We start from the raw sequence: 10251 nt of genomic DNA, 5'->3' as shown, positions 1-10251 counted from the left end.
ATCCCGGACGCCCAGGAGAAGACCTTCACCACCGCCGACGGCCGCTTCACCGGCACCCGCGCGGACCTGGTCTTCGGCTCGAACTCCGAGCTCCGCGCCCTCGCCGAGGTCTACGCCTCGGACGACGCGAAGGAGAAGTTCGTCGCCGACTTCGTCAAGGCCTGGGCCAAGGTCATGGACAACGACCGCTTCGACCTGAAGAAGTAGGGCCCGGCCCCGGGCTGCCGTAGGTGCCCGCGGTTTCGGACTTTGCCCGCCGCCGAAGCTGAAGGCTGTGTCCGAAACCCGCGGCGGCTCCGGCGGATCAGTGCTTCAGGTCCACCAGCTCCTGCAGCACCTGGTCCGACGTCGTGATGATGCGCGCGTTCGCCTGGAAGCCGCGTTGCGCGACGATGAGGTTCGTGAACTCCTGGGAGAGGTCCACGTTGGACATCTCGAGCGCCCCACCCGTGAGAGTGCCGAAGCCGGGCGTCCCCGCCTGGCCGATTTGCGCGGTCCCCGAGTTCGCGGTGCCGGTGTAGGACGAGTCGCCGGCCTTCTCGAGCCCGCCCGGGTTCGTGAACTTCGCGAGCGCCACGCGGCCCACGGTCTGCTTGAGGCCATTGCTGAACGCGCCGACGAGCGAGCCGTCGCTTCCGAGCGTGAAGGACTCCAACGTGCCCGCGGCCGAGCCGTTCTGGCCGATCGCCGCGATGGTCGTCATGCCTGCGTATCCTGTGACGGTCGAAAGGTCCACGGTGATGCCGCCCACCGCGAGCGAGCCGCCCGACGTGAGCGTGCCATTGGTGAACGCGAGCGAGCCGGTGCCCGTGCTCCCGTTCGCGTCCGCGCCCGCAACGTCCCAGCCCGCGGCGGTCCGCGTGAAGGTGAGAGCCAGATTCCGGCTCACGCCCGCGCCGTCGTACACGCGGACGTCCCGCTCGAGGGTCGCGCCGACGGCGGCGTCCGAGGGCAGGTTCCCGTCGACGGTCGCTGCCGTCGTCGCGACGGCGGGGATCGTCGCGGTGGGCGAGAGGGCGATCGTCCCGAGCGGCGCGCCCGTGTTGACCACTCCGGAAGCATCGGCGGTCCAGCCTTGGAGGAGGCCGCCGTCGGGCGTCACGAGCTGCCCCGACGCATCGAAGCCGAACGACCCCGCGCGAGTGTAGAGCTGCTGGCCCCCGCGGCTCGTCACAAAGAAACCGTCGCCGGAGATCATCATGTCCGTGGCCTTGCCCGTGGACTGGGCTGAGCCCTGGTTGAAGTTGGTGGCGACGGCGGCCACCTTGACCCCGAGGCCGATCTGGGCGGGATTCGTTCCGCCCGTCGTGGGCTGCGGCCCCGAAGCGCCCTGTGTGAGCTGCGAGAGCGTGTCCTCGAACTCCGTCGCGGACCCCTTGAAGCCCACGGTGTTGACGTTCGCGATGTTGTTGCCCGTGACGTCGAGCATGGTCTGGTGGGCGCGGAGGCCGGAAATGCCCGAGTAGAGGGAGCGGAGCATGGTGCTGCCTTTCTGTGGGTTGGGAGGCGGGCCGGGGTGTCAGGCGCCCGTGATACCCGTGATCGCGGTCAGGGGGATGGAAGCGCCGCCCACCGACAACGAGGGCACGCTGCCGCTGTACGAGACCGAGCCCACGGTGCCGCTTCCCGAGGCGCCGCCCGCGGTCAGGTAGGTCACCGAGCGCCCGAGGAGCGCCGCGGCCTCGGACCGCTGCTGCACGGACAGCCCCGACGCGGAGTCCGTCGCGAGCTGGGTGAGCTTCTCCATCATCGAGAGCTGCGTGGTCTGGCTGATCATCGCGTTCGTGTCCATGGGGGAGCTCGGGTCCTGATTCTTGAGCTGCGTGACGAGCAGCGACATGAACACGGTCGAGTCCATGGTCTGCTGCGGCGCGCGCGTCGGCGCCGCGGACGTGAGGCTCGTCGGGCCGACAGGCGCGGCGATGGGGCTGATGCTCATGGTTCTGCTTTCCCTTACGCGAGGATGTCGAGGCCGGTGTCATGGGAACCCGGCGGAGCGGGCGACGCGCGGGCCCCGACGAGGCGCGCAAGGCTCACCCCGGCCGTCTGGCGCCCATGCTGGGTGCCCCGATCCGCGGTGCCGCCGCTCCCGCGCTGCCCGCCAGCGCCGGAATCCTGCGGCGTGCTGCGGCTCGAGAGGTCGAGGCTCGCCCCGATCCCCGAGCTCGCGAGGTCGCGCCGGAGCTCGGGGAGCGCGGCCTGGACGGCGGCCCGCCCGGCGTCCGTGGGCGCGAACAGCTCGACCCGCACGCCGCCCGCGCCGATGTGCGCCTGCACCGTGACGGGCCCGAGATCCTCGGGCGTGACCTTGACGATCATGACGTGCTCGCCCGGCGCCGCGGCCGTCAGCGTGAAGAGCGGCTTCGCAAGCTGGGGCGCGAACGACGGCGGCGCAGGCACCGGCACGCCTTGGGCGGCCTCAAGAACGACGGCGCCTCGCGTCGCGTACGGCGCGGGAGGAGCGAACGACGGCGGGAGTCCGGCCGACGGTGCCTGGGGTGCGTCGGCAGAGCTCGCGGTCTCGCGACGCCCCGACGCGGCGCCCGCGGCGAGGGCCGGCTGCCAGTCGCTGCCCGACGCGGGAGGGGCCACGGAACCAGCCGGGATTCCGGCGGCCCCGGGCGGGCCCGCCACGCGATCCGCCCCCGCCGGGATCAGCGCTCGAGCGCCACCGGCGGCTCCAACACCTCCGGCCGCTCCAGCGCCTCCGGGCGCCGCGGGATCGAGGCCACCCGCACCGGCACCCGTGCCGAGGGCCGCACTGCCACCCGCACTGGCGCCCGCGCCGTGGACCGCACTGCCACCACCCGCACCAGCGCTGCCGACGGCGTCGGCGCCCTCCTGCCCCCTAGGAACCGCGCCCGGGCCTAACCCGACGGACCCCAACGTTCCGGTCCCCGAAGCTGGCGAGGCGGCGCCGTCGTCCACACCGATCCCACCGGCAGCCACCGCATCTCCGACCATCACCCCAGCCGTCGAAAGCCCGGCCGCGCCCACGGCGCCGGGAAACGGCCCGCTGGGATCGGGCACGCGTGAACCTGTGCCCTCCTGCCCCGGCAGCTCCGTCCGCATCACGCCCGCCCCCGGCAGGCCCGGCCCCCCGGCCGCCACCAACGCGCTGGCCGACCCGGGCGTTGGCTCTCCTCCCCCACCGTTCGCGTCGAGGCGCGGCACGAGGCCCGCGCACGAGGCGACCAGCAGCGGATCCTGCGCGTCGGACGGCGCGGTGGCGGCGCCGTCGTCGTCCGTCGTGTCAGCCCGCGCTCCCTCGGGACGCACGCGGTCGTGCCGAGGTGCCGCACCGTCGGCGCCGCGGCCTCGCGCGAGCGATCCGGCGTCCATCCCCGCGAGCGCCGCGGCGAACGCGCCAGCGGAGTCCCGGCCGGAGGCCGAGCCGGCAGCCGACCCGGACGAGCCCGCGGGCTGCGCGACGGGCGGGGCGACGGTCATCGACGTCATGCGGCACCTCCGAGTCCAGCGGCGATCTGGCGGGCGGCCGGCTCCCAGGCCGCGTACGCGTCCGGGTAGGCCGAGCGCTGGACGGCCTGGTCCGCGACAGTGACCGGGAGGCTCTGCCAGCCCGGAATCGCTGTGAGGCGATCGAGGAACATATCCGTGGACCGCACGGGATCCATCGCGTCCGCGACCGTGCCCCACGAGAACTGGCTCCCGTTGACCTGCTGCTGGAACAGCCCGACCGAGAAGCCGTCGGTGCCACGCGCGGACGGGTCGGGCGCAAGGGCCTGCGAGCCGGGCACCTTGGGGTTCCAGTACATGCGCAGCGACGATTCCTGCAGGGCCGTCGAGACGGCGGCGACCGCGGCCTGCGCGGGAAGCCCGCGAGCGCGCACCTCGCCCACGATCGCCCGCGCGTAGCCGAGCTGGGTCGCGTCGAGCCCCGCGACGCCGTGCCGTGCCGCGCCCGGCCTGTCCGGCAGCGGCCCGTCCGGCACGATCCGGCGGATTGCGGTGAGGCTCGCGTGCTGCTCCCACGCGTCCCGAACCTGGATCGTCTTGCCGGGCTCGGGCGCGTCGATGGCCTTGCCGTTGCCGAGGTAGATGGCCACGTGCTCGCCGCCGAAGCTCACGAGAAGGTCTCCCGGGCGGGCGTCGGCGAGCGACGCAACCGGCGTCCCCTCCCGCATCTGGTCGTGCACGACGCGCGGGAGCCGGATCCCGAGGTCGGCGTAGACCCGCTGGACGAACCCGGAGCAGTCCATCCCCGTGGCGGGATCCGTCCCGCCCCACACGTAGGGCACGCCGACGTAGCGCTGCGCGTCGGCGGCGACGGCGTCCCCGGTCACCCCGGCGCCCGTGGCCCCGGTGTCGCCCGCCCCGACGGCGCCCGCGAGCGCGGCGCCGAACGCGCCCGAGGCGCTGCCGAGGGCGTCCGACGACGACACGCGGCCCGCCATGCGAGTCCCCGCGGGCGTGTGCGACGGGTCGAGCCGGCCGAGGGCCGACTGGATCTCGTTGATCCGGCCGATCGCGGCGTCGAGTGTCACGGTGTTACCCCTGTGTCGCCACGATCCCCGCCGGGCCGGGCGCCGGACCCGAGGTCGTCAAGGAGACCCTGCTCGGCCGCGAGGTCCGCGGCCGCCACGGCGTCGGCGTGGCGGGCCTCGAGCTTCTCGAGCCCGATCGTCCGGGCGCGGGCCGCTCCGAACTCGAGCAGTGCCTCGTCGCGTTCGGCGTCGGCGAGCTCGGCAAGGGCGTGGAGTTCGGCGAGCATGCCGAGCGAGGAGGCTCGCGCGGCGGCGACCGCGCGCAGGGCAGCCGCGCCGTCGACGTCGGACGAGATCCGCTCGGCCTCCGCCCTCGCCGCGTCCTCGCGCGCCGACAGGGCGCGGAGGCGCGCGTTGGCGGCGCCGAGCCGCGCGGCGGCCTGATCCTGCTCGAGGCGGCGGAGCCGCAGGAGCCCCGCGAGCGGGAACTGGGGGTTCATCGGGCACCTCCGAGGGTCGCGTCGAGCCGCGCGAGACGATCCCAGGCCTCGGGGCTCGGCGTGCGGTCGTCAAGGGGCTGGCGGAGGAACTCGCCGATCTCGGCCTCGTGGGCGAGGGCCGCGTCGACGAGCGGGCTGCTCCCTCGCTGGTAAGCGCCCACGTCGATGAGGTCCTGCGCGGCCTTCCGTGCGGCGAGCACGCGTCGGAGGCCCGCTGCGAGCTCGGTGCGCTCGGGCGGGTTCACCTTCGCCGCGACGCGTGAGACCGAGCCGAGCACGTCGATCGGCGGGTAGTGGCCGCTCACGGCGAGGCGCCGGTCGAGGACCAGGTGGCCGTCGAGGATCGAGCGAGCGGCATCGGCGACGGGCTCGTTGTGGTCGTCGCCGTCGACGAGGACCGTGTAGATGCCGGTCACCGAACCCGCCTCGGCCGTGCCTGCGCGTTCGAGGAGCCGTGCGAGGAGGGCGAAGGTCGACGGCGGGTAGCCGCGGGTCGCGGGCGGCTCGCCCGCGGAGAGCCCGATCTCGCGCTGAGCCATCGCGACGCGTGTGAGCGAATCCATCATGAGCAGCGCGTGGGCGCCGCGGTCGCGGAAGGACTCGGCGATGCGGGTCGCCGTGAACGCGGCGCGGCGCCGCATGAGGGCGGGCTCGTCCGACGTCGCGACGACGACGACCGCGCGAGCGAGCCCCTCCGGGCCGAGGTCGTCGTCGAGGAACTCGCGGACTTCGCGGCCGCGCTCCCCCACGAGCGCGATGACGGAAACCTCTGCCTGCGTGCCGCGCGCGATCATCGACAAGAGCGAGGACTTCCCGACACCCGACCCCGCGAAGAGGCCCAGGCGCTGGCCGCGCCCGAGCGTCACGAGGGTGTCGAGCGCGCGCACGCCGGTCTCGAGTGGCGCGTCGATGCGCGCTCGGTCCATTGCGCGCGGTGCCTCGCGGTCGAGCGGGACGCGTTCGACGGCGCCGAGCGGCCCCTTCCCGTCGATGGGCCGGCCGAGGCCGTCGAGCACCCTCCCGAGCAGGCCCGCGCCGGTCGGGACGACGTCGCCGCCTCGCCGCGCGCGCACAGGGTCGCCCGGGCGGAGGCCGGTGATGCGGCCGAGCGGCATGCACGTGGCCCGACCCCGCGCGGAGGCGACGACTTCCGCTTCGGTGGCGGCGCCGTCGTCGTTCGTCACGACGACGAGGTCGCCGACGGCACACGGCAGCCCGGCTGTTTCGAGGCCCAGCCCGAGCACCGAGGTGACCACTCCGACGCGCTCTGGCGCGGCCGCCTCAAGCGCCGCAGCGAGGCCCCTCACGCGCACTCCTCGGCGAGCGCCTCGGCCGCACGCGCAAGCGCCGTCCCGATCCGAGCGTCAAGCTCGCCATCGGGATAGACAGCGACGGCGTCGCCGCGCGCGAGCGTCGGGTCTGCGACGAGGACGACGGCGGGCGGCGCGCCGGGCGATGTGCCGGCGTCGGGCGCGCCCTCGCGCAGACCCTCAAGGAGCGCAAGATCGTCGGGGTGCAGCCGCACGCGGAGGACGCTCGCGGCATCCGGGGCGGACAGCGCGCGCTCGAGCGCGGCGCGGGCGGCGCGCGGGGCGTCGCTCAGCTCGCGCCCGAGCACGGCCTCGGCGAGGGCGACGGCGGCCGCGGCGAGCTGGGCCTCCGCCTCGGAAAGGACCGGGGCGACACGCTGCGCGAGGGCGTCCGCGGCGGTGTCGAGAACGGTGACGGCCCGCTCGACCCGCTCGCGGCCGGCCGCGAGGATGGTGGCGAGTTCGGCGTCGTGCTCCGCGCGCCGCGCCCGTGCCTCGGCCTCGGCGCGGCGCAGCCCGGCGGCGTAGCCGGCCGCGTGACCGCGCGTGAAGCCCTCGGACTCCCCCGGCGCGCGGAGGGCGGGGAAGACGACGGGCTGAACCTCCGTGCGAGGCTCGGCAAACAGCTCAGTAGACAAGGTCGTCCTCCTCCCCGCGGCGCACGGTGATCGCGCCCGACGCCTCGAGCTCGCGGATGGCCCGGACGATCGACGCGCGGGCCTCCTGCACCTCGGAAGCCCGGACGGGCCCGACGGCGGCGATCTCGGACTGGAGGATCTCGCGATTGCGGTCGGAGACGTTGCCGTTGATCGCGTCGAGCACGGGCTGTGCCGCCCCTTTCATGGCGCGCGCGAGGACGCCCGCGTCGACGCCACGGAGGATCTGCTGGATGTCGCGCCGCTCGAGCTTGACGATGTCCGCGAACGTGAGCATCTTCGAGCGGACCTCCTCGGCGAGCTCGGGATCGCGCTCGTGGAGGCCGTCGAGGACCGTGCGCTCGGTCGCGATGTCGGAGCGGTTGATGATGTCGACGAGGGGCTGCACCCCGCCGAGGATCTCGACCTGCCGGCGCCCCGGGGCGAGCGCGGTCCCGGTGCGTGCCCTGAGGCTCTCGGCGACGATGCTCACGGCCTCTGGCGTCGCGGAGCCCATCGTCGCGAGGGCCTGGGCGACGTCGATCGCCTGGCCCTCGCCGAGGCCGGCCATGACGGCGGAGGCCCTGTCCGGCCGCAGATGCGCGAGGACGAGGGCGATGGTCTCGGGGAGCTCGCCGTCGAGGAGCGTGAGGAGCTGAGAGGGGTCCACGGACTCGAGGAATTCGAACGACTTGCCCGCCATCGTCGAGGCGAGGCGGCCCATGACGCCCGCGGCCCTGTCCGCCCCGAGCGAGGATTCGAGGAGGCCGGCGGCGAGCTCGCGCCCGCCGCGGGTCGTGCGCCGCCCGGCCACCGCGATCTCGTGGAACTCGGCGATGACCTCCTCGGAGAGGGCCGGATCGACGCGGCTCAGCCGCACGATCTCCGCCGCGACGTCCTCGGCCTCGGCCTCGCTGAACTGGGCCATGACCTTCGCCGCGTTCTCGGGGCGCATCTGCATGAGCACGATCGCGACCTTCTGCGTGCCCGTGAGGGTCGCCATCGGGCTCATACGGGCTGCCTCTCGTCCATGAGCCCGCGCAGGTACTCGGCCGTCTTCTGCGGGTCCGTCGCGCCGAGGCGGTCGATCTGGGCGCGGCGCCGCTCGGCGTCGAGCACCTCGACGGCGGGATCGGGAAGCGCGGGGAGCTGTTCCGCGACGGGGAGCGCCGCCGTCGCCGGAGCCTCGATCGCGATGGGCTCCTCGATCTCGTCGAACACGATGCTCGCGCCGACGTCGAGGGGCTCGCGGATCGCCCCGCGGCGGGCCCGCAGCCACGCGATGGCCGCGGCCGCGAGGATCGCGAGCAGCGCGATCGCCGCCCACATGATGTTCGTCCACATGGCCGCCTGCGCCTTCGCGGCGTCGTCGGCCTGCGCCTGCGCGAGCTGGGCCTTGGCCTGGTCCGCGGCCGCCGTGCTGAACGGGACCACCTGCATCGAGAGCACATCGCCGCGCGCCGTGTCGATCCCTGCCGCGGCGGAGACGAGCGCGTTGAGGTTCTGGATGTTGAGGCCGTTCGCCGCGGCCTGGTTGATCGCGACGGAGACGGACTGGCGCTTGAGCGCGCCCGCGGGGACCGTGCGATCCTCGGTCACCTTGTTGACGGCATTGTCCCGCGTGTCCGTCGTCGAATCGTACGTGCCGTTCTGTCCTGCACCACCCACGCCGCCCGAACCCCCGCCGGACGGGACGGCGATGTTGTCCGGCCCCAGCACGCCCGATGCCCCCGAGCCCCCGGTTCCCGTGTACTTCTCGGACTTCGAGGACTGGCTCAGAGGGGCCGTGTCCTTCGAGCTCGAGAACGTCTCCGACTTCTGCTGCGCGGATTCCTGGTTGACGTCGGGGATGACCGCGACCGTCGCATTGCCCGGCCCGACCACGCGATCGAGCACGGCCTGCACGGCCGCCTGCGTCCGCACCTGGTAGTCCGCTGCTTGCTTCGCACCGTTCCCGGACGTCCCGGCCCCCACCGCGGAGAGCACGTTCCCCTGCGAGTCCACGACCGAGACGTTGGCCGGCTTGAGGCCCTGGACCGCGGCTGAGGTGAGGTGGACGATCGCGTCGACCTTGTCGCTCGCGAGGGCCATGCCCGGCTGCGTCTGCACGAAGACGGACGCGGTCGGATCCTGCTGCTGGGACGTGAAGACCGTCTTCTCGGGGATCGCGAGCTGCACCGTCGCGGCCCGGACCCCGTCGAGGTGCGAGATCGTCGTGCCGAGCTCGCCCTCGATGGCCCTCTTGTACGTCACGTTCTGCTGGAACTCCGAGGACGTGACGCCCATCTTGTCGAGGAGCGAATACCCCGTTGCCGGGGCCGCGGGAAGGCCCGCGGAGGCGGCCCTGAGCCGCTCGTCGTACACCTTGTCCTGCGGGACGAGGACGGTGGCCCCGCCGTCGGCCAGCTGATACGGCACGTTGTCCTTGCCGAGCTGCTGCACGACGGCGCTCGCGTCCGAGCTCTGCAGGCCCGTGAAGAGCGGCGCGTAGCTCGGCTTCGTGAGCCACGAGACGAGCGCGGCCGATCCGAGGGCGAGGACCGCCAATCCGATGATCGCGACGGTGCGCTGGCCGAGCGTGAAGCCCCTCACGGTCGCGGAGAAGCGGCGGAACGCGGCGGTGGCAAACGGCGGCATCAGCCCTGCATCCTCATGATCTCGTTGAACGCGTCGACGCCCTTGTTGCGGACGGTGGCCGCGAGCTCGAGCGTCACCTGGGCGCGAGTGGCGGCAAGCGTGGCCTTGTGGATGTCATCGAGGTTCCCGGTCACGGCCTGCACGGCGAGCTGGTTCGACGTCGACTGGAGCTGCTGGAGGTTGTCGACGGCGCCCGCGAGGCTCGCCGCGAAGTCGCCGCCCGCCGTCGTCGGCCCTGGCGCGAACGACGGCGGGGTCCCCTGCGCCGCTTGGGCGGCGTAACCCTCGAGCGGGCCCCCCAGGGAAGAGATCGGTGCGACGCTCATGCCTGCTTCCCGATCTGGAGCGCGGCCTCGTAGATGTCCCGCGCCCGGTCCACGACCTGGGCGTTCGCCTGGTACCCGCGCTGCGCCATGATGAGCGCCCCCATCTGCTCGTTGAGGTCGATGTTTGGGTACCGCACGTAGCCGTCCTTGTCCGCTAGCGGGCTGTCGGGCTGGTAGACGAGGCGGCCGGTCGCGTCGCCCTCGGGCGTGCCCTTGATGTAGACGCCGCTCGTGCCGGGCCCTGCCTGCGCCTCGATGTACCGGGCCTGGAACGCGGGCCCGCTCGTCGGGGCTGCCGTGTTGACGTTGGCCAGATTGTCCGAGATCGCGTCGAGCCACTTGCGGTGCACGGTGAGCGCAGTGCCCGCGATGCCGATCGTGTCGAAAGTCATTCTGCT

12 protein-coding genes are annotated in these 10251 nt (G+C 73.5%); 1 reads left to right on the top strand and 11 read right to left on the bottom strand.

The window, feature by feature from the left end; all coding sequences use genetic code 11:
* The coding region (locus SPF06_RS20755) for a hypothetical protein (protein ID WP_323281065.1) at positions 1-207 on the top strand (207 nt) is incomplete at its 5' end.
* Between the two features lie 97 nt (positions 208-304).
* On the opposite strand, the gene SPF06_RS20750 is transcribed toward SPF06_RS20755, so the two are convergent.
* Genes SPF06_RS20750 through SPF06_RS20700 form a run of 11 tightly spaced genes read right to left on the bottom strand, consistent with a single transcriptional unit; the run spans position 305 to position 10245 of the window.
* A complete protein-coding gene (locus SPF06_RS20750) occupies positions 305-1480 on the bottom strand; it encodes a flagellar hook protein FlgE (RefSeq protein WP_323281064.1) in 1176 nt (391 codons plus the stop codon).
* Between the two features lie 39 nt (positions 1481-1519).
* Entirely contained in the window at positions 1520-1939 is a 420-nt protein-coding gene (locus SPF06_RS20745) for a flagellar hook assembly protein FlgD (RefSeq protein WP_323281063.1), read from the bottom strand.
* A gap of 14 nt (positions 1940-1953) precedes the next feature.
* A complete protein-coding gene (locus SPF06_RS20740) occupies positions 1954-3459 on the bottom strand; it encodes a flagellar hook-length control protein FliK (protein WP_323281062.1) in 1506 nt (501 codons plus the stop codon).
* Positions 3456-4505 (bottom strand): C40 family peptidase, encoded by a 1050-nt coding sequence (locus SPF06_RS20735; RefSeq protein ID WP_323281061.1) that lies wholly within the window; start codon positions 4503-4505, stop codon positions 3456-3458. Before SPF06_RS20735 ends, SPF06_RS20740 begins: the two co-directional genes overlap by 4 nt.
* Entirely contained in the window at positions 4502-4945 is a 444-nt protein-coding gene (locus SPF06_RS20730) for a flagellar export protein FliJ (RefSeq protein ID WP_323281060.1), read from the bottom strand. Before SPF06_RS20730 ends, SPF06_RS20735 begins: the two co-directional genes overlap by 4 nt.
* Positions 4942-6252: a FliI/YscN family ATPase gene (locus tag SPF06_RS20725; protein WP_323281059.1), complete on the bottom strand. Its 1311-nt coding sequence runs from the start codon at positions 6250-6252 to the stop codon at positions 4942-4944. The genes SPF06_RS20730 and SPF06_RS20725 overlap by 4 nt, the downstream gene beginning before the upstream one ends.
* Positions 6249-6893, bottom strand: a complete 645-nt coding sequence (locus SPF06_RS20720; RefSeq protein ID WP_323281058.1) for a FliH/SctL family protein — start codon at positions 6891-6893, stop codon at positions 6249-6251. The genes SPF06_RS20725 and SPF06_RS20720 overlap by 4 nt, the downstream gene beginning before the upstream one ends.
* Positions 6883-7902, bottom strand: a complete 1020-nt coding sequence (gene fliG, locus SPF06_RS20715) for a flagellar motor switch protein FliG (RefSeq protein WP_428985811.1) — start codon at positions 7900-7902, stop codon at positions 6883-6885. Before fliG ends, SPF06_RS20720 begins: the two co-directional genes overlap by 11 nt.
* Positions 7899-9527: a flagellar basal-body MS-ring/collar protein FliF gene (fliF, locus tag SPF06_RS20710; protein ID WP_323281057.1), complete on the bottom strand. Its 1629-nt coding sequence runs from the start codon at positions 9525-9527 to the stop codon at positions 7899-7901. Before fliF ends, fliG begins: the two co-directional genes overlap by 4 nt.
* Positions 9527-9853 carry a flagellar hook-basal body complex protein FliE gene (gene fliE, locus SPF06_RS20705; RefSeq protein WP_323281056.1) on the bottom strand — a complete coding sequence of 109 codons (327 nt, stop codon included), beginning with the start codon at positions 9851-9853 and terminating at the stop codon, positions 9527-9529. Before fliE ends, fliF begins: the two co-directional genes overlap by 1 nt.
* Positions 9850-10245: a flagellar basal body rod protein FlgC gene (locus SPF06_RS20700; protein ID WP_323281055.1), complete on the bottom strand. Its 396-nt coding sequence runs from the start codon at positions 10243-10245 to the stop codon at positions 9850-9852. The genes fliE and SPF06_RS20700 overlap by 4 nt, the downstream gene beginning before the upstream one ends.
* Positions 10246-10251 lie beyond the last annotated feature (6 nt).

The organism is Sinomonas terricola (assembly GCF_034931225.1).
Taxonomy (GTDB): Bacteria; Actinomycetota; Actinomycetes; order Actinomycetales; family Micrococcaceae; genus Sinomonas; species Sinomonas terricola.
This window is presented reverse-complemented; position numbering and strand designations above follow the sequence as displayed.

Coding starts and splice junctions, on each gene's coding strand:
- SPF06_RS20750 (WP_323281064.1), bottom strand. CDS start 1,480: ATGCTCCGCTCCCTCTACTCGGGCATTTCCGGCCTCCGCGCCCACCAG.
- SPF06_RS20745 (WP_323281063.1), bottom strand. CDS start 1,939: ATGAGCATCAGCCCCATCGCCGCGCCTGTCGGCCCGACGAGCCTCACG.
- SPF06_RS20740 (WP_323281062.1), bottom strand. CDS start 3,459: ATGACGTCGATGACCGTCGCCCCGCCCGTCGCGCAGCCCGCGGGCTCG.
- SPF06_RS20730 (WP_323281060.1), bottom strand. CDS start 4,945: ATGAACCCCCAGTTCCCGCTCGCGGGGCTCCTGCGGCTCCGCCGCCTC.
- fliG (WP_428985811.1), bottom strand. CDS start 7,902: ATGAGCCCGATGGCGACCCTCACGGGCACGCAGAAGGTCGCGATCGTG.
- fliF (WP_323281057.1), bottom strand. CDS start 9,527: ATGCCGCCGTTTGCCACCGCCGCGTTCCGCCGCTTCTCCGCGACCGTG.
- fliE (WP_323281056.1), bottom strand. CDS start 9,853: ATGAGCGTCGCACCGATCTCTTCCCTGGGGGGCCCGCTCGAGGGTTAC.
- SPF06_RS20700 (WP_323281055.1), bottom strand. CDS start 10,245: ATGACTTTCGACACGATCGGCATCGCGGGCACTGCGCTCACCGTGCAC.